The organism is Pantoea sp. B550 (genome assembly GCF_024158165.1).
In the GTDB taxonomy this organism is placed as follows: domain Bacteria; phylum Pseudomonadota; class Gammaproteobacteria; order Enterobacterales; family Enterobacteriaceae; genus Pantoea; species Pantoea alfalfae.
In genome coordinates, this window is record NZ_JAMYXI010000003.1 from 1,161,560 (window position 1) to 1,180,419 (window position 18,860).

12 protein-coding genes and 3 tRNA genes are annotated in these 18,860 nt (G+C 57.1%); 4 read left to right on the plus strand and 11 right to left on the minus strand.

Going from position 1 to position 18,860, the window contains the following annotated elements; all coding sequences use genetic code 11:
• Positions 1-73: 73 nt before the first annotated feature.
• From NIM72_RS08485 to NIM72_RS08495, 3 genes are all read left to right on the plus strand, one after another.
• Positions 74-150: transfer RNA gene (locus NIM72_RS08485), tRNA-Met, on the plus strand.
• Positions 151-204: 54 nt separating this feature from the next.
• Positions 205-281: transfer RNA gene (locus tag NIM72_RS08490), tRNA-Met, on the plus strand.
• Between the two features lie 54 nt (positions 282-335).
• A tRNA-Met gene (locus tag NIM72_RS08495) sits at positions 336-412 on the plus strand.
• Positions 413-522: 110 nt separating this feature from the next.
• On the opposite strand, the gene amiC is transcribed toward NIM72_RS08495, so the two are convergent.
• A complete protein-coding gene (gene amiC, locus NIM72_RS08500; RefSeq protein WP_161732847.1) occupies positions 523-1,767 on the minus strand; it encodes an N-acetylmuramoyl-L-alanine amidase AmiC in 1,245 nt (414 codons plus the stop codon).
• 232 nt (positions 1,768-1,999) lie between these two features.
• Between amiC and argA the strand changes: the two genes are divergently transcribed.
• A complete protein-coding gene (gene argA / locus NIM72_RS08505; RefSeq protein ID WP_013358908.1) occupies positions 2,000-3,328 on the plus strand; it encodes an amino-acid N-acetyltransferase in 1,329 nt (442 codons plus the stop codon).
• 47 nt (positions 3,329-3,375) lie between these two features.
• Here the strand turns inward: argA and recD are convergent, their stop codons facing one another.
• The 10 genes from recD to lgt all read right to left on the minus strand — a co-directional run bounded on the left by recD (position 3,376) and on the right by lgt (position 18,771).
• Positions 3,376-5,217 carry an exodeoxyribonuclease V subunit alpha gene (gene recD / locus NIM72_RS08510; protein ID WP_253419903.1) on the minus strand — a complete coding sequence of 614 codons (1,842 nt, stop codon included), beginning with the start codon at positions 5,215-5,217 and terminating at the stop codon, positions 3,376-3,378.
• Positions 5,214-8,753 (minus strand): exodeoxyribonuclease V subunit beta, encoded by a 3,540-nt coding sequence (recB, locus tag NIM72_RS08515; RefSeq protein ID WP_253419906.1) that lies wholly within the window; start codon positions 8,751-8,753, stop codon positions 5,214-5,216. Before recB ends, recD begins: the two co-directional genes overlap by 4 nt.
• Positions 8,750-11,641 (minus strand): pitrilysin, encoded by a 2,892-nt coding sequence (ptrA, locus tag NIM72_RS08520; RefSeq protein WP_253419909.1) that lies wholly within the window; start codon positions 11,639-11,641, stop codon positions 8,750-8,752. The genes recB and ptrA overlap by 4 nt, the downstream gene beginning before the upstream one ends.
• Positions 11,642-11,749: 108 nt before the next feature.
• Positions 11,750-15,127 (minus strand): exodeoxyribonuclease V subunit gamma, encoded by a 3,378-nt coding sequence (gene recC, locus NIM72_RS08525; protein WP_253419912.1) that lies wholly within the window; start codon positions 15,125-15,127, stop codon positions 11,750-11,752.
• Between the two features lie 101 nt (positions 15,128-15,228).
• Positions 15,229-15,555 carry a prepilin-type N-terminal cleavage/methylation domain-containing protein gene (locus NIM72_RS08530; protein ID WP_237566690.1) on the minus strand — a complete coding sequence of 109 codons (327 nt, stop codon included), beginning with the start codon at positions 15,553-15,555 and terminating at the stop codon, positions 15,229-15,231.
• Positions 15,515-15,919 carry a DUF2509 family protein gene (locus NIM72_RS08535; protein ID WP_253419915.1) on the minus strand — a complete coding sequence of 135 codons (405 nt, stop codon included), beginning with the start codon at positions 15,917-15,919 and terminating at the stop codon, positions 15,515-15,517. Before NIM72_RS08535 ends, NIM72_RS08530 begins: the two co-directional genes overlap by 41 nt.
• Positions 15,916-16,443, minus strand: a complete 528-nt coding sequence (locus NIM72_RS08540) for a prepilin peptidase-dependent protein (protein ID WP_253419918.1) — start codon at positions 16,441-16,443, stop codon at positions 15,916-15,918. The genes NIM72_RS08535 and NIM72_RS08540 overlap by 4 nt, the downstream gene beginning before the upstream one ends.
• Positions 16,440-16,910 (minus strand): prepilin-type N-terminal cleavage/methylation domain-containing protein, encoded by a 471-nt coding sequence (locus NIM72_RS08545; protein ID WP_253419921.1) that lies wholly within the window; start codon positions 16,908-16,910, stop codon positions 16,440-16,442. Before NIM72_RS08545 ends, NIM72_RS08540 begins: the two co-directional genes overlap by 4 nt.
• 188 nt (positions 16,911-17,098) lie before the next feature.
• Positions 17,099-17,893 (minus strand): thymidylate synthase, encoded by a 795-nt coding sequence (gene thyA, locus NIM72_RS08550; RefSeq protein ID WP_253419924.1) that lies wholly within the window; start codon positions 17,891-17,893, stop codon positions 17,099-17,101.
• Complete coding sequence (gene lgt / locus NIM72_RS08555) at positions 17,890-18,771, minus strand: prolipoprotein diacylglyceryl transferase (RefSeq protein ID WP_033733822.1); 882 nt, start codon at positions 18,769-18,771, stop codon at positions 17,890-17,892. The genes thyA and lgt overlap by 4 nt, the downstream gene beginning before the upstream one ends.
• Between the last annotated feature and the right edge of the window lie 89 nt (positions 18,772-18,860).

Sequence of the window (18,860 nt, forward strand, 5' to 3'; positions counted from 1 at the left end):
CTGTTAATTTGGCTTTTATCTTTAAAAAGGGGTTGCATGAATTAGCGCGGAGAGTATAGTGCGCTTCCACGGACGCGGGGTGGAGCAGCCTGGTAGCTCGTCGGGCTCATAACCCGAAGGTCGTCGGTTCAAATCCGGCCCCCGCAACCAATACTTCTGCAGCAGTTTTACAGAAGTCACAATGTGAAAAAAGTATGATACGGACGCGGGGTGGAGCAGCCTGGTAGCTCGTCGGGCTCATAACCCGAAGGTCGTCGGTTCAAATCCGGCCCCCGCAACCAATACTTCTGCAGCAGTTTTACAGAAGTCACAATGTGAAAAAAGTATGATACGGACGCGGGGTGGAGCAGCCTGGTAGCTCGTCGGGCTCATAACCCGAAGGTCGTCGGTTCAAATCCGGCCCCCGCAACCAATCATTTAAACACCTGAAAGGGTGTTTTTTTGTTTCTGCCGTTCGCAAATTCCTCTCAGGCCTCTCTCCCGCAGATAAATGCGCGGATAGTCGTGACTACCCGCACACCTTTACCGATGGGCCAGCGCCGCCCCACTCTTCACATAAGCCCTGATGCCTTCCAGAATTGCCTCTGCAACCTGATGCTGATAGCGGGTGGTTCGCAGCTTTCGCTCCTCTTCCACATTACTGATAAACGCGGTCTCTACCAGGATTGACGGGATATCCGGCGCTTTCAGCACCGCAAATCCCGCCTGATCCACGGTGCGTTTATGCAGATGGTTGATGCGCCCCATGCGATGCAGCACCTCTTTACCAAACCTGAGGCTGTCGTGAATCGTCTGACGCTGCACCATGTCGAACATGGTGTGATCAAGATAGCGGTCGCCGCTTTTGCTGACGCCGCCAATCAGGTCTGATTCATTCTGGGTCTGCGCCAGGAAACGGGCGGCGGCTGACGTGGCACCGCTGGTTGATAAGGCAAATACCGAAGAGCCGCGTGCTGCCCGACTGGTAAAGGCATCAGCATGAATAGACACAAAGAGATCGGCGCGCTGTTTACGGGCTTTGGCGACCCGGACACGCAGCGGAATAAAGACATCCTCGTTGCGCGTCATATAGGCTTTCATGTGGGACTCTTTATCGATCAGCGCTTTGAGTCGCCGTCCGATCTTCAGCACAATATCTTTCTCGCGCGTCTTATATTTGCCGTGCGCGCCAGGATCTTCTCCGCCATGGCCGGGATCAATCATGATGATAATCGGACGATCGCGTCCCGCTTTGCCGGGTAACGGCGCCTGCACCCCTTCATCCTTCTCCAGATCGCCCTGATTATAATCTTTCAGCAGGGCCAGCAGCGGATCGTCTTCCACATGGTCCTGGCTCGGGTAGAGATCGACCACCAGCCGGTGATTGATACCAGCGACCGGTGCCAGATTAAAGATCTTCGGTGCGACGTTGCGCTTCAGCTCCAGAACAACGCGCACCGTGTTGCTGTCGAACTGGCCGACCCGGGCATTTTTGATAAAGGGATCGTCGACCCGAACCTGCTTATCCACCCCTTTCAGGGTCGAATTAAGATGCAGGCCCTGAATATCGATTACCAGTCGTTCGGGATTGCTCAGCGCAAACTGCTTGTATTTCAGCGCGACACTGGACTCCAGCGTCATGCGCGAGTAAGTGGATGAGGGCCAGATACGCACCGCCACAATGTGGTTCTTTGCCGCCAGCCCTGTACGGCTGACGCTCAGCAACAGTAAGGCGCCTGTCCCCTGTAAAAATCGTCTGCGTGAAAAATGGGAATTACCGTCTGACATGCCGCTCCAGCTGCTGTGTTATGTCTAAAAAAGCGCCAGTTAATCAAATGGCGGCGAAAACTTTATCCAATCCGCAGGATGATGTCACCCTGGAAACCCCAAATAATGCAGGCTGTTAGCGGCTTTGACACCCATAAAAACGTAAATTTTCGTCAGGATTAAGGCTTGCAAAATCGGGCGTAAAAGCATAAAAATACAGAAAATACGAATAAACATTCACTGAGGGTTGGCCGTGAAGGAACGTAGTACCGAACTGGTTCAGGGTTTTCGCCATACCGTTCCCTATATCAATGCCCACCGGGGTAAAACCTTTGTCATCATGCTGGGTGGCGAAGCGATTGAGCATGAGAACTTCTCTGGCATCGTTAACGACATCGGCCTGCTGCACAGCCTGGGCATCCGCCTGGTGGTGGTTTATGGCGCACGGCCACAGATAGACGCCAGCCTGGCTCAGCAGCAACTGGAACCGGTTTATCATAAATTTACCCGGGTGACTGATGCGCAATCGCTGGAGTTAGTGAAGCAGGCTGCTGGTCGGTTGCAGTTAGATATCACTGCCCGCCTTTCAATGAGTCTTAACAATACCCCGCTGCAGGGCGCGCATATCAATGTGGTCAGCGGCAACTTCATTATTTCACAGCCGCTGGGCGTGGATGATGGCGTGGATTACTGCCATAGCGGGCGTATCCGTCGTATTGATGAAGAGGCGATTCATCGCCAGCTGGATAACGATGCCATCGTGCTGATGGGTCCGGTTGCAGTCTCTGTGACCGGCGAAAGCTTTAATCTGACGTCAGAAGAAGTGGCTACCCAGCTGGCAATTAAGCTCAAAGCAGAAAAAATGATCGGTTTCTGCTCCGAGCAGGGCGTGCTGAACAGCGATGGTGAAATCATCTCCGAGCTGTTCCCGAACGATGCACAGGCCCGCATCGACGAGATTGAAAAGGAAGGTGATTATCTTTCTGGTACGGTCCGCTTCCTGCGTGGCGCGGTGAAAGCCTGCCGCAGTGGCGTGCGCCGCAGCCATCTCATCAGCTATCAGGAAGATGGCGCGCTGTTGCAGGAGCTCTTCTCACGCGACGGTATCGGTACGCAGATCGTGATGGAGTCGGCCGAGCAGATCCGTCGCGCCAATATCAACGACATCGGCGGAATCCTCGAACTGATCCGTCCGCTGGAGCAACAAGGCATTCTGGTGCGTCGCTCACGTGAGCAACTGGAAATGGAGATAGATAAGTTCACGATTATTCAGCGCGACAATCTGACTATCGCCTGTGCCGCCCTCTATCCGTTTATGGATGAGAAGATTGGTGAAATGGCCTGTGTGGCGGTTCATCCTGACTATCGCAGCTCTTCACGCGGTGAGATGTTGTTGCAGCGCGTAGCGTTGCAGGCGAAGCAGATGGGACTGCAAAAGCTGTTTGTGTTAACCACGCGCAGCATCCACTGGTTCCAGGAGCGCGGCTTTACGCCGGTTGATATTGAGTCACTGCCCGAGAGTAAAAAAGAGATGTACAACTATCAGCGCCGTTCCAAGGTGCTGATGGCCGACCTCACCTGATTTCATCCCGAAGGGACAGGCCCCCGTTGTGGACTGTCCCCTTTTTCTCAGCTGGTTTCACCCAATCGCTCCACCAGACCGCTGCGTCGCTGCGTCTGCAACTGCACGGCTCGCTGAAATACGCCCGGTTCGCTGTAAATAGTCAGTTGCTTACGTGCGCGGGTAATCGCGGTATACACCAGTTCGCGGGTCAGCACCGGCAGAAACTGCGTCGGCATCACCAGCGCAGTGTGATCGAACTCCGACCCCTGCGATTTATGCACCGTCATTACCCAGGCCGTTTCATGTGAAGGTAACCGGCTCGGCTGGATCGCCTTGATTGACCCATCCGGCAGCGGGAAAAAGACCTTCAGGTTACCCTCTTCATCCCGCAGCGTAATGCCGATATCGCCATTAAACAGGCCGAGCGCGCTGTCATTTCGGGTAATCATCACAGGACGTCCTTCATACCAGCGGCTGCCCATGCCAGGACGCCGGATGCGCTGCAGTTGCATCAGTCGCTGCTCAATGCGCTGGTTCAGACCCTGCACGCCAAATGGCCCGTCACGGAGTGCACACAGCAGCTGATAACGACCAAAAGCGGCTATCACCTCAGCAGGCGATGCCTGCCGACGGACAAGTTGCAGGAAGGGCTGATAGCCCTGTGCGACCTCATCCAGCATCACCTGATAGGCTTCCGCGCTGTTCAGCGTCTGAAAACTGACATCTTCATGGGCCGCAGCAAACACCGCCCTGACCTGCTCTGCATCACCACGATTGATCGCTTTTGCCAGTTGCCCGATGCCGGATGAAGCGTCAAAACGATAACTTTTCTGCAGCAGGCAGATGCTGTCACGCACGACTGGTGCCTGCCTGTTGTCACTGCCCTGCAGCGTGCAGCCAGTCAGCAGGGCAAGCTGTTCTGCCCGCGCCTGGCTGTAGCCGCTTTCCGTGCAGCGGCAGATGTCGCCCAGCACCGCACCCGCTTCAACCGAAGCGAGCTGATCGCGGTCGCCCAGAAACACCACGCGGGCATGGGCAGGCAGCGCGGCGATCAGCTTTGCCATCATCGAGAGATCGACCATTGACGCTTCATCCACTACCAGCACATCAAGATGCAGCGGATTGCCGGCATGGTAGCGTAACCGCTGGGTATCGGGCTGCGCGCCCAGCAGACGATGCAGCGTGGTGGCTTCGGCGGGAAAACGCCGCCGCTCTTCGTCGCTGACTACCAGTTCCTGCAGCGCCCGGCCCAGCGACTCGGTCAACCGTGCGGCAGCTTTACCGGTCGGTGCCGCGAGCTGAATCCGCAGCGCGCCGGGATTCAGGCGAATCAGGGCGGCGAGGAGTTTCGCCACGGTGGTGGTTTTACCGGTGCCCGGCCCGCCGGAAATGACCGCCGTCTTGCGGGTCAGCGCCACGGCCGCAGCAATTTTCTGCCAGTTCTCCGGCTGGTCGCCAAACAGGCTGTTCAGCACGTCTCCTGCGGCACGCATATCAAACGCAGTTTTGATTTCCTGTGCAGCAAAAAAGTCGGCGACCCGGCCTTCGCTGTACCATAGCCGATGCAGATATAAACGCTGGTTACTCAGCACCAGCGGTGTCACCCGGCTGCCGTCACTGACGGCCGACCAGTCTGCCAGGCGTGATGGCCAGTCATCCGGCGCGCCAGCCGCCTGCCAGATGGCCTGAGCCAGCGCAGGCTGACGCCCCGCAAACAGGCTATCTTCACAGAGGTTGCTCAGCGGTAAACAGACGTGCCCTTCTCCCGCCTCCGCGCTGACGCAGGCAGCCGCCAGCAGCAGCGCAGGCTGTGATTCTGTCGCCACCAGACGCGCAAACTGGATATCCAGCGGCCGCAGGAGACGCTTCTCAACCGCCTGCAGCAGCAGACTCAGCATGTCACTCATAACATCTCCCCGGTTTCACCAAACAACGCATCAATCTCTTCCACAAAAGCTTCGGAAGGCCGGGTTGCAAAAATGCCGTTGTCCGGCGAGCTGCCATCCATCCCGCGTAAAAACAGATAAAACACCCCGCCAAAATGTTGCTGATAGTTGTAGTCCGGCAGGCGATGCTGCAGATAGCGATGCAGCGCCAGCGTATAGAGCTGATACTGCAGATCGTAGCGGTGGCCAATCATCGCCTGCGCCATCGCTTCGGGGGTGTAAGCGGCGTGACTTTCCCCCAGCCAGTTCGATTTGTAATCCAGCAGATAATATTTTCCCTGCCAGCGGAAGACCAGATCGATAAAGCCCTTCAGCATGCCGCGCACCTGGCGAAAATCCAGCGGAGCGGCCTGCTGAGAAAGTGTATCGTGACGACGCAGCAGATCATCAAGATCCGCCGCCGTCAGAAGATTGTTGATCGGCAGATAAAACTCCATCTCGATGAGCCGTTCACTGCTTTTTATTGCCGACAGCGTCAGTCCCTCCGCATTGAGCGGCGTATGTAAGACCCGATCGATCCACTGTTCGAGAACCGGTAACCAGCTCAGTGGGTAACCATTGTGCTGCAGCTGATCCTCCAGCCAGATGCGATCCGGCGGTTCGGTAAAGTCGATCGACTCAAACAGACCGTGCAGGAAGGTGCCGGGTGCTGCACCACGCGGAAAATGGTGCGGCGTCAACGCCGACTCTTCACCCCTCTCCTCTTCGCCCGCTGCATCGATATCGAAGTTAGGTAACGCATCCAGCAGTGGCGAGCTGTGATGCTGTTGCAGACCGGAGTAACTGGTTACTCGCCAGACATCCGCCAGGGCGCGCGTCACGTCGCGGCTGCTTAACACCTCGTCGCCCTGCTGCGCATCCTGCCACATTTCGCCCGGCAGCAGATCTTCTTCAACCAGTGCAATCCCTTCACCGGTTAATGCATTGAGTCGCTGGCTGAGCTGCTGCGCATCGACCGCCTGACCCTGCTGTACCAGATAGCCCAGCGCGCTTTTATGGAGATCGCTTTCACCCTCTTTTTTACGGGTGCCTTTGATCAGCGGTGCAATGCCAACGCTGCAGTGATAAACCGAACGGGTCAGCGCCACGTAGAGCAGACGCAGATCCTCTGCCAGCCGTTCTTCTTCGGCCAGCGCCAGACTCTGCGCATCACCCTGCACATCCAGCAGCGCCGTGAAGTTGTCGCGATCGTGATAGAGCGCGCTGGCCGCCTCGCGGAATCCGGCCGCAAACGGCAGCCAGACCAGCGGATACTGCAGCCCTTTTGATTTATGGATGGTGATGATCTGCACCAGATGGCGGTCGCTTTCCAGACGCAGCTGCTGGCTGGAGGCCTGACTGTTGGGCCGGGCAATCTGCTGCGCCAGGAAGCGCACCAGCGCGTGCGGACTCTCCAGCTGCACCGAGGCTTCCTGCAATAGTTCACCCAGATGCATCAGGTCAGTCAGGCGACGTTCACCGTTCTCCGAGGCCAGCATATTTTCCGCCAGTTGCCGCTTGATCATCACATCACGCAGCATCGGTAACACGCCGCGCTGATGCCACAGCTGCTGCCAGACGGCAAACTGCTCCACCAGCGCATCCCACTCGCGCTCATTCTGAGTTAACGCGTCCAGCGTCGCCGCATCGATGGCAAAAATCGACGTCGCCAGCGCGCTACGCAGCAGCCGTTCCTGTTCCGGTGCCTGTATCGCCTGCAACAACCAGAGTAATTCGCGCGCTTCCGGCGTGGTGTAGACGCTGTCCCGGCTGGAGAGATAGACCGACGGAATCGACAGCGCATTCAGCGCGTCGCGGATTAAACCGGCCTCATTGCGACTGCGTACCAGCACGGTGATATCGGAAGCCCGCACCGGCTGCAGCGCCTCACCTTTACCCAGCCAGGCACGTCCCTGCTGTCCTGCCACCAGCCAGCGGCTGATATCGGCGGCACACTGCTGCGCCATAAACTGCTGGTAGTCGCTGTTGCCGACGCCCTCGCCAGGCTGCAGCCAGAAACGTAATGCGGGTTGCTGCTGCTGGTCAAAAATCAGCTTCAGTGACTCGTTTGGTGCGGCAGGCTTAACCGGCTGGAAGGGGATCGCCGAGAAGAGGAAAGGCGAATCAAGCTGAGAAAAGAGGCGGTTGACGCTCCCGACCATCTCAGGTGAAGAACGCCAGTTGGTATCCAGTGTGTAGTGAGCACTGACTTCGCTTCTGGCCCGCAGATAAGTAAAAATATCCGCGCCGCGAAATGCGTAGATTGCCTGCTTGGGATCGCCGATCAGAAACAGCGCCTGCTCCGGCTGATTAATATAGAGCGTGCGGAAGATGCGATACTGCTGTGGATCGGTATCCTGGAATTCATCAATCAGGGCCACCGGGAAACGCGCCCGGATGGTTTCGGCCAGCAACACGCCGCCAGGCTGCTGCAACGCCTCGTCCAGTTTACTGAGCAGATCGTCAAAGCCTAACAGCGCACGTAACCGCTTCTCGCGCTGCACCGTGGCACGCACATCGGTCAGCGCCTGCGCGATGATCACATCGCGCAGCGACAAGGGTTCAGCCAGAAACTGATCGATCGCCTCAAACAACGAGTGTCGCGGGGCGTCGCCTTTTTTGGTTTTCTCATCCAGCACCTGCTGCCCAAAGCGCTCCAGCTCTTTCGGCAGTTGATAATCCAGCGTCTCACTGCTGGCCCACTGCGTGACTTTTGCGACCCAGTTGGGCAGATGTTTACTGCTGTAGCTGCGCTTATCCACGCCAGAAGCACTGATCATGCCTTCCACATCGGCGCTAAGCGCCTGCCACTGCTGTTTGATAGCCTTAATGCGCGCCAGGTTACGGGCGTGGCGTGACGCAAGCGTCTCATCGGCTGCGGGCGGATGCTTCAGGCTGGGTGATTCTCCCTGAAGCCAAGGGCGCAGCGTGGTCAACAGACTGTCAGGCCCGCTCCACTCTGCAGCGATAATGCGCGCCACATCAAGCGTCAGTGGGTAGCACTGGCGACGCCAGAAATCAGCGGTCGATTGCTTCAGCAGCGCCTGCTCATCTTCAATTAACTCCTGCTCAAACAGCATGCCCGATTCAAAGGCGTTGAGATTAAGCATCCGCTGACAGAAGCCATGGATGGTGAAGATAGCGGCTTCATCCATCTGCCGCTCAGCAGCCAGCAACTGCGCGGCCGCCTGACTGAGATCAGGCACCTGATCCAGCAGTAACTGGTGCATCGGATTGCTGCTTTTGCCGCGGATACAGGCCAGACGTAACTGATGAATATTCTCGCGGATTCGCCCGCGCAGTTCCGCAGTGGCGGCTTCGGTGAAGGTCACCACTAAGATTTCTTCTACCGAAAGCGGGCGGCTGTAAGCGTTTTCTCCGCCCAGCCCTAGCAGCAGGCGCAGATAGAGCAGACCAATGGTAAAGGTTTTTCCGGTGCCCGCTGACGCCTCAATCAGCCGCTCGCCTCTGAGCGGCAGCGTTAAAGGATTCAGCGATACAGGAGGTAACTGCGTCATTGGGTCTCACTCTTTACCGGCAGCGACTGCTGCAATTGCGCCACTTCATTCCAGGTTTTCCAGCCAGGCTGACGGGCAAATTCAGTTTTGCCGGTGCCGGTGCCGGCAATCTGCGAGGTCATTACCATGCCCTTATGTTCAATCACGGCCTGCCGGAAAAAGTCTGCCAGGCTGGTCGGGGTTAACTGCTGAACCTGCTCGATCACTTTTTGCCGGGTATTAAAGTGATCATTCTGGCGATCAAAGTCGCGGCTAAAACGATCCGCTTCCTCAAAGAGCGTCTGAGGACGCTGCTGCAAATCATTGATCATCGCCTGCTGATACTGGGAAAAATCTGCCTGGCTCATGCTGCGTAATCGTTTTTCTGCCTGTGGATAGAAGGCTTTGTAACGCTGCAACAGCCAGGCCGGTTGTTTGCTGTTACTTTGCAGCAGGAAGCCCACACCCCACTGGCGGCCCACCGGCATCTGGAAGGCAAAGACCGCATAGCCGAGCTGCTCTTTAGTACGCAGCTGATTGTAGAACCACGGCTGAACGATCTGGCTCAGCATCGAGCTGTGCGCCATGCTCTGATATTCACCGTATCCCAGTGGAACATAGAGAGCGGCAAGAGCGGAGTCGGTGCTGCTGCCCTGCTGTTGCAGGTTGGCTTTCAGCGATTTTTTTATGGTCACATACTGGCTGTGCCAGTCGCGGGTCGCATTACTCTGCATCTGTTGCTTAAGCTCATGTCCCAGCTGCGTCACGCTGTCAGCACTAAGGTTACCCACCACCAGCATCTCTGGCGTCGCATCGCGGAACAGCGTATCGCGATAGGTCGTCACATCTTTAAGTGAGATTGTGCTTACCAGCTTGCGGCGAGTCTCGCGCTGGGTATAAGGCAGTTGCGACAGCAGTTGCATCGGCTGAATCGCCTGCTCAAACGCCTTGCCTTTTTCTGCCGCGTCCAGCCGCTCCAGATACCAGGATTTGGCCTGCTCCAGCTGCTGCTCTGTCGGCTGGAAGGTGGCATAACCCTCAACCAGTTTCTTTAGCAGCGTCGGCAGGCGCTGCGTGAAGCCGTTGGCACTGAAAACCAGCCCCTCATCTTCACCGGTTGAGAAGCTGATGCCGCCCACGGAGGCCTGCGAGTTAAGCTCATCCAGCGCCAGGCTGGAGAGGTAGTCATTCAGGCCAAACAGTACCTGCTGACGGGCGTCGCTGATGGCGTTTTTATTGCGTAATGCCAGCGTGATCGCCGCTTTAGGTTCGCTGGCGTAATAACGGCTGGGCATCCAGTAAATGCGCATACCGTCATTGTTATCCAGCTTCACCGGATGCTGATACGTTTTTCCGTCTGACGGCAACAGGGTGAAGTCGTCCGGGATATAGGGGTTCAGCACGGGCATCGCCAGCGTGATCTGGCTGGCGCGCTGCTGCCAGTCGGCAAAGGTTTGTGATGTGATTTTCTCAACCTGGTAAGGCGCATCCACAAAATAGGCTGTTTTGTTGTGCGGCTCCTGCGGGCTGATATACCAGATACGCGCATGCTGAGGGGTCATCTCTTCCAGCCGGGCTTTAATCGCGGCAGCATCGTACTGATCCGCCAGATAAGGCGCATCCAGCGTGTGTTCAACCGGCACGCGCAGCATGGTATCAACCAGCCATTCGATGTAATCCATATCGCGGGTGATGGAGGGATAGCGAAAGTCGAGCGCCAGCACGTGTGAAACTTCATCGAAATAGCGCTTATCATCGGCCTGCTGACGCAGCAGATTGATGTAGCTGAATATGGCCGCTACCACTTTGTCACGCTGAGCCAGGCCTTTGTCGGTGAGTGACGCGGTAATCGCAAATACGCCACTGTTACGCTCAGTCATCGGGTCAGCGCCCGCATTGACCCCGTCGGCCAGCCCCTGCTTTTGCAGCCAGTCAGTCAGCGTATTTTTGCTGCGGTTGCTGATTAAATAGCTAATCAGCGTGTCGGTTTTACTGCGAAAGCGATCGCTGTTATTGGCAATGCGAAATTCAATTTTGAGTTGCTTGCGGGGCTGGGCCGGAACGTAATGAATAATGATGCCCTGCTGCGCATCCGTCACTACCGGCACCGTAATCTCCGGCACGCTGGCGTCATGATTTTGCACCCGGCCAACGGTTCTGGCCGCAATCGATGCCATCTCCGGCAGCGGTTTGTTGCTGTAGATCACCGCCTTCATCAGGTTCGCAGAGTAATGGGTGTGATAAAAATCCAGGAGCGCCTGGTGCAGTTTGCTGCCGGGCTTATCTTTCAATGTTTCAAGATTGCCGCCCGAGAAACGTGACGCCGGATGCGCCGGGTTCAGGGTTTCAGCGCCCACCTGGGCCATGCGCAGGCCATCGCGCGAGCGCGCCATCGTCAGCTCGGCGTTCACGGCGTGGCGTTCGCGATCGGCGTTAACCGGATCCAGCAGCGGCTCAGCCACCGCATCCGCCAGGCGATCAACCGCCGGTTCCAGCGAATCGTTTTCCACTTCCAGATAAAAGGCGGTGCGGTAAGAGGCCGTGCTGGCGTTGTGGCTGCCGCCATGCTTTTTCAGAAATTCGGCCAGGTTGTCCGGCTGCGGGTAGCGCTTTGAGCCCATCAGTACCATATGCTCAAGGTAGTGTGCCAGTCCCGCCTGCTGATCAGGATCGTCCAGCGATCCTATCGGCAGCGTCAGCGCCGCAAGCGATTTCGGTGCGACAGGATCGGAAACCAGTAACACGGTCATCCCGTTGTCGAGCCGGATCGCCTGATAGTGGCGAGGATCCTGTTCACTTTTGCGAATGGTGTCGTTAACTGGCTGCCAGCCTGATGATGTCTGCGCCTGTGCTGTACAAGCCACCAGGCTTAACAATAGCGCCGCTATCCAGCGTGCGTATACCCGCATGTAAACCCCTCTCGTTTCCCGATAAACCGCCAATGACGTACCCGGCGGCTCAAAGCAGAGCAAAATTTCTGTGTAATAAGCCAGTTAGCAAAAATGCCTTCTGACCTGCTATTCATCATCCTGATGTGCAGCCAGCACTGGTAAATACCAGTGCTGTGCCGCCTCAGTTATCTGCTGTAGTTGTGGCTCATCCAGCACACGGCAAAGACGCTGCAGATAGGGATCGCCGCCCTCGCCCTCCACCTGATAGTTACCCTGCCAGGCGGTCAGCAGTCGATTACGCGCTTTGAGCTGCGTCGCTTCATCGGTCAGCAACTGCTGGCTTTTTTTGTCATAGCTGGCGGTCAGCCACGCGCCGCCACTCTTGTTAAGCAACATCAGCGGCTGGCGCATACCCGCGAGATAGCCTGCGACATATTCATTCAGCGCAGCGATCGCCTCAGCCTGCGGTACGGCGATGAAACACCAGCGGCTCTGCTGCCGGCCAAACATCCGGCTGCTGCCGGTGCCGCCCAGTGCGCAGTAGACCAGATGCTCCAGCCAGAGTAACAGTCCGTCGTTCATGTTGAGCACGCCAGGCCGCCAGCGCAGCAATCCATCACTCTGTACCTGCGTCAGCCAGCCGGTTAAGCTGATCTGCTCCAGTTGCAGATTCACTTCCCAGCTCTCGCCGTCGCTGCGTTGGGTGACCACTTCTGCCGCTACTTCCTGCATCTCATCGCGCTGCGCCTGCCAGAACAGCTCACCGAAAGCGCCATAAGGCAGATTACCGGCCGCACGATGGTGCGCATAAAGTCGCTGAGTATCCTCGCCTTCGACCAGGGCATTCAGCAGTTGCGCATTGATCTGGTAACGCTCCAGATTGTCCAGGGCAAATGGCTCGCTGTCGGGCAGTTCGTTCTCCTCCAGCCAGAAACTCACGCCGAGCCGCTGGTGGAACCAGGCGCGGACCGGATGTCGCCAGAAGCGCAGGAACGCCTCCAGCGTGAGCGCGTCAATTAGCGGCGCTTCCAGCGGCTGAACGAAAGCGGGTTGCGGCTGCCCTGCTCCCTGCGCGGCAGGCAGCCACTCACGGGCGAAGCTCTGGAGTCTGGCAGCCGGCTGGAAGTTTTCCGCGGCAAATGGCATCCGGCTGTGCAGGTGCTGCAGGTGCATCCGCACCCGCGCGGCACTCTCATCCAGCTCAAGATGACCGTCACCCTCCAGATAAAAACTCTGACCAATGTAATCCAGCAGTTCTGTGACCAGTACTGAAGGGTAGCGTTCCGTATTATCCTGTATCGCGCGGCCGATATAACTGATATAGAGCTGCTGCTGTGCCGAAATCATCGCCTCCAGGAAGAGGTAGCGATCATCATCGCGGCGGCTGCGGTCGCCTTTGCGGGACTGCTGCTGCATCAGGTCAAAGCCTAACGGTGCCAGGGTCCGGGGATAGACGCCGTCGTTCATGCCAAGCAGACAGACCAGCTGAAAAGGAATGGAGCGCATCGGCATCAGGGTGCAGAAGTTAATCTGTCCAGCCAGAAAACGCTGGCTGATGCGCTGCTGATCAAGCCGGCTACGTAAATCATCGCGCAGCAGCGCCACCGGAATCGCCTCTTCAAAGCGCGCATCCATGCCATATTCGATCAATTGCTGCCACTGCTCTTCCACCAGCAGCAGAGCAGCCTCGGTTTCTGCATCAGGGCTGAAAAAGGCATTCAGCAACTCCCGGCACAGTGGCAGCCAGGCGACCAGCGGACGGGGTTCGGCCAGCAGCTGCCGCCAGTGATTAAGCCGGGAAAGCAGCTCAGCCAGGTGTCCCGCCAGTTCCCCCACCAGACCACTCGACTCGTCATAAGGCAGAATCCCTTCCCAGTCACCGTTGTGGCTCTCCATCGCATAGCCCAGCAGCATGCGCTGCAGGCCAAAGCGCCAGGTGTGCTGGCCGGTAATCGGGAGTGACAGCGCTTCCACGCTGGCATCATCCAGCCCCCAGCGCACACCCGATTCGCTGACCCAACGCCGGAGTAAGCGCAGGCCGCTTTCATCAATAGAGAAATGAGCAGCCAGCGCCGGGACATCCAGCAGCGCCAGCACATCCTCTGAGACAAAACGGCTGTCCGGCAGTGCCAGCAGATTCAGAAATGCCACAATGGCCGGATGCGCCTGACTGGCCCTCCGGTCTGAAATCGCAAACGGCAGGTAGCGATCAGGGGGCGCGTTGGCGAACACCGCCTGAATAAACGGCGCGTAGGCGTCGATGTCTGCCACCATGACGATAATGTCACGCGCTTTCAGCGTCGGATCGGTCTCCATCATCGCCAGCAGATGATCCTGCAATACTTCGACTTCACGCTGAGCGCTGTGGCAGACCTGTACCACAATAGAGCGGTCATCCGGATCCAGACAGCGCTTCTTATCGCTATGCGCCAGTTCCGCCGCATTCAGTCCGATGATGGCGTTATCCTGCAGGTTGAGAAGATCGTGCTGCATGCAGTGCAGCAGGTTATCCGGTTCTACATCCACAAACGCATCAATATCGTCGTTTGACTCCATCTGACTGAGCAGATACAGGTTATCGCGCCCCAGCTTGCCCCATGAGGCAAGTAGCGGGTTAGTGAGCTGCTGTTCGCCAGCGTCATTAAACAGTGCCGGTGCCTGTTCTGCATCCCGGAAAAGTCCGCGTGATTCATCGGCACCATGACGTCGGCGCTGACGGCTCTGCAGTTTCGCCAGAAACGCATAATCCTGAATGTCGCCCCAGTAGTCGCGGCAGGGATTGGTGAACAGCAGATGGATGTCGATGTGACGTCCCAGCGCCTGCAACGCCTGCAGATAGACTGGCGGCAGCGCAGAGATACCACAGATGAAGACCCGTTTCGGCAGATTTTCTGGCGTGGTTTTCGCCTGCTCCAGCGTCTGAATAAATCGCGAATAGAGGTTGGCACGGTGCCATTCGGGCTGGCGCAGCGCCTGGGTATAAGTTACCAGATCACGCCACAGTGCGGCCTGCCAGCGCTGCGCTTCACCCAGCCCCTCAATGGTTTCGCCACGTTCCCAGCTGTTGAGCCAGTCGGCACGATAAACCAGATACTGGTCGAACAGATCGGCCACGCGTGAACTGAGCTGATACAGTTTTCGTTTGTCGCCGTCGTCATGGAGATAGTGGCGTAAAGAGACAAACTCTTCATGTTCGAGCATCACTGGCAGCCGGTGCATCAGCTTCCAGCCCATGCTGGCCTTGCTGAAAGCACTTTCTACCGGGATATCGGGCAGTACGCGGACGAACATCTCCCAGATAAAACTGGCAGGCAGCGGAAATTCGATATTGGCGGCAATGCCAAAGGTTTGCGCCAGCTCCATCTGCAGCCATTGCGCCATTCCCGGGCTCTGCACCAGCACCATTTCTGAGGCGAAAGGATCATCAAGAGGGTCATGTTTAATCACCGCCGCCGCCAGAATCTTCAGCACATCAAGCTGATTTGAGTGATAAACGTGAAACATGAAAACTCCTGTGATAACTCAGAACGTGACTGCGGTATTGCGGCTCTGTCACTTTACCGCGTATCGCGGTTGAAACCCATCAAAAGGGCGACCCACGACCTTTAACATCGCAGGCGCGTCAGCGTAGCGTTGCGCTGAAAAGGCCCCTTCACGTCAGCCCGCTCCAGGGTGCAGCCTGAAGGGCCGCTCTGCTGTTGCAGCGTCGATGTCCACCCGGCAACGTCATGCCCTGCCAGTCCCTGCTCAGCCACCCGCCATGCCTCGCGCTGATACCACTGCTGACTGAATCCCAGCGCCAGTGCGCGATGATAGTGCAACAGCGTGCTGCTGCTTAATGCCATTAACAGCAGAGCAAACAACACTTCCGGCAGACTGAATCCGCCGCATTTACTGGCAGGTTGCCGGGGACGTGAGCGGGCAATAGTCAATCCAGCCGTGCGGCAGCGCGCTAATCTGATTGTCCCGTAAACGTACCCAATGCCAGACCGCCATGCCACTGCCGCTGGCCTCACCTTTAAGCAGACCTTCATCCTTTTCACCTCGCTGTAAACAGCTGCGCCAGCCCTGGCGATCATCCTGCTGACACAGGGCTGACTCCGTCGCTGGCCAGCTCAGGGAAAGCCCCCACTGCAGCGCCGACTGTGCCCGCCAGAAATCCTGAATAAACTGCTGCTCATCCGCCAGCAGTCGCATTCCCTGCTCAGACATCTTTCGGCTGGCATGTAGCGTAAAACTGCCGATCACCATAATCATTAACACCATGCCCAGCGCACTGCTGCCCCGCTGCTTCACAGGTTCGCGCCCTCCACCCAACTCTCCACCGTTTCAAGCCAGCGTCCGGCCCGCCCCTGCAGCACTATCCTGATCTGAGCGCCCTGTTGGCTGATGCCGAACTGCTCCACTGTCATGAATGCGGGATCGGAGAGCCGCTCCCAGCCCGCTGACTGACACTGGTCAACACCGCGTTGCATCTCAAGCTGCTGCTTGCGCAGGCGAAAGCCGTAATAGTCACTCTCTGCGTGACCCACCGGTTCCCATTTACCATTGCTGTTCTCATCCCAGCGCAGCAGCAGGCAGTGCTCGCTGATTTTCAGTGCGCCACTGCCGCACTCACCGTGACAATAACCGGCACGCCGCACCGCCTTTTCCAGCGTCACCATAATCTGCTGTAATTCCTGACGCAGCTGCGCCTGTTGCAGCACGCCCGCATTCTCCGCCAGCAGCAGCGGCAGAAAACGACCGGTACTGAGCATCACGACGGCGCTGATTGCCATGGCGATTAGCATCTCCAGCAGGCTGAATCCGTCGATTTTCAACGGCACGTCTCCTCATCCGTTATGCAGAGGCGAATTCGGGCTCTGGCTGAGATAATCAGCCGCATGCGTCCGGCGCTGTTCCCCAGCTCAATACTGCCCGCTTTAGCGACATTGCGGCGGCCATAGAAGCCCGGCTCGCCCCGAATGTCATAGAGTGCAACGCCCGCGTGCGGCACGATGAAATGCAACCTTTTCCCTTGATCACACCTCGTAATGGGGCGGCTGCCGGCACCGATGCACCAGGGATTGCCAGGCTGTGACCATAATACCAGGTCGCTATTTTGCCGGTTGGCCTGGGCGCGCAGTCGTAGCAGGAATCCCTGCAATTGCTGAGCGCTGTCGCGCAGTTGCTGCCGCTGTTGCCAGCGCTGCCAGCCGTGCAGCGCAGCAACGCTCAGCATGCCGGTAATCACCATCACCAGCAGCAGTTCCGGCAGGGTAAAACCGCGTAAGTGTGCTGTTTTCATGAAGACAGAGTGCGGGTGATGAACGGGGGAAACAACAGGCGTTGTGACAGGCTGGAAAGCGTGCCGCAGAGAATCATCCCCCGCAAACAGGCAGTGGCAGAAGCGTGCGAGCGGTGCCGCAAATTTACCGGTTTGCAGGCAAAAAAAAGCCCCGGCGAAGTTGCCAGAGCGTTATCGTTTACTGCGGATCAGATGGCGACAGGCGCTTTGATCGCGGGATGCGGATCGTAGCCTTCAATCTCGAAATCGTCGAACTGATAGTCAAACAGTGACGCTGGTTTGCGTTTGATCTTAAGCTTTGGCAGCGGACGCGGCTCGCGGGTCAGCTGCAGGCGCGCCTGCTCCAGATGATTGCTGTAGAGGTGCGTGTCACCGCCGGTCCAGACGAAGTCGCCTACCTGCAGATCGCACTGCTGCGCCACCATATGCACCAGCAGCGCATAGCTGGCGATGTTAAACGGCAGGCCCAGGAAGATGTCGCACGAGCGCTGATAAAGCTGGCAGGAGAGCTTGCCGTCCGCTACGTAGAACTGGAAGAACGCGTGGCAGGGGGCCAGCGCCATCTCGCTGAGTTCGCCGACGTTCCAGGCAGAAACAATAATCCGGCGTGAGTCAGGATCGCGCTTCAGCTGCTCCATCACCTGGCTTAACTGGTCAATTTCCTGACCGCTGGACGTTCCCCAACTGCGCCACTGTTTGCCATACACCGGGCCAAGGTCGCCATTCTCATCTGCCCACTCGTCCCAGATGGAGACGTTGTTTTCCTTAAGATAACCGATGTTGGTGTCACCTTTCAGGAACCACAGCAGCTCATGAATAATGGAGCGGATATGGCATTTCTTGGTAGTGACCAGCGGAAAACCATCCTGCAGATTGAAACGCATCTGGTGACCAAAAATTGAAAGCGTACCGGTGCCGGTACGGTCAGATTTTGGTTTGCCTTCCTGCAGCACATGTTGCATTAAATCCAGATACTGTTTCATTTTTCCTCGCGAAATTGTGGCTGCGGGCGACGACGATACGCCCAGATCATCATAATAATACCGGCAACAATCATCGGCACAGAAAGGATCTGCCCCATACTGATTCCGCCTTCAAACAGGCCAAGCTGGGCATCCGGCTGGCGGAAGAACTCAACGATTATACGGAAGGCACCGTAGCCAATCAGGAACAGGCCTGAGACGCTGCCCATCGGGCGCGGCTTGCGAATAAACAGGTTCAGAATGATAAACAGCACCACACCTTCAAGCGCCAGTTCATAGAGCTGCGAAGCATGACGTGGCAGTACGCCGTAGGTGTTAAGCAGTTCCTGATATTGTGGATTGGTGGCGGCCAGCGCAACATCTTCGCTGCGTGAACCCGGGAATAGCATGGCGTAGCGGAAGCCCGGATCGACACGTCCCCACAGCTCGCCGTTAATGAAGTTGCCAAGACGACCGGCACCCAGACCAAACGGGATCAGCGGCGCAATGAAATCCGAAACCTGGAAAAAATTACGTTTAGTGCGGCGGGCAAAGATCAGCATCACCACAATCACTCCGATCAGGCCACCGTGGAACGACATGCCGCCATCCCAGACTTTGAACAGATAGAGAGGATTTTCAAGGAACAGCGGTAAGTTGTAGAACAGGACATAGCCGATACGCCCGCCCAGGAAGACGCCCAGGAAACCGGCGTACAACAGGTTCTCAACTTCCTCTTTTTTCCAGCCGCTGCCTGGCTGATTGGCGCGGCGTACTGCCAGCCACATGGCGAAAACAAAGCCCACCAGATACATCAGACCGTACCAGTGAAGCGAAACCGGTCCGATCGAGAAGATCACCGGATCGAACTGCGGAAATGCAATATAGCCGTTATTCATCATTCACCGTCTATTTTTCAACCCTGAAAAGGGGCGTTGTCAGGCACATAAATTAAGGCTGCGCATCATAGCACAGCCGGTTTTGTGAA